This window comes from Skermanella aerolata KACC 11604, assembly GCF_000936425.1.
GTDB lineage: Bacteria > Pseudomonadota > Alphaproteobacteria > Azospirillales > Azospirillaceae > Skermanella > Skermanella aerolata.
Genome location: NZ_AVFK01000253.1, coordinates 1 through 306 on the forward strand (window position 1 = coordinate 1; position 306 = coordinate 306).

General features: G+C 68.6%; 1 protein-coding gene. It reads right to left on the reverse strand.

Annotation, left to right across the window (positions count from 1 at the left end):
- Positions 1-306: metal ABC transporter permease (locus tag N826_RS39430; RefSeq protein ID WP_044438163.1), on the reverse strand; the 306-nt coding region annotated here is incomplete at both ends.

Consider the following 306-nt stretch of genomic DNA (forward strand, 5'->3'; position numbering starts at 1 on the left):
AGCAGCGCGATGACACCGCTCTGGAGCAGATCGCGCGGGTTCGCGCCCAGCAGGTCGCCAAACAGGATGTGGTTCAGGTGCAGATCGGATTTGACCGCGACGTGCAGCACCACCCCCAGCCCGAACAGGCTCGAGAACACCACGCCCATGATCGTGTCCTGCTTGAGGCGGCTGTGCGCCCGGATGAAGCCGGTCCCCAGGGCGCAGACCAGGCCGGCCACGACCGCGCCGACCTCCAGCGGAATCCCGGCGACGTAGGCGAGCACCACGCCCGGCAGCACCGCGTGGGAAATGGCGTCGCCCATC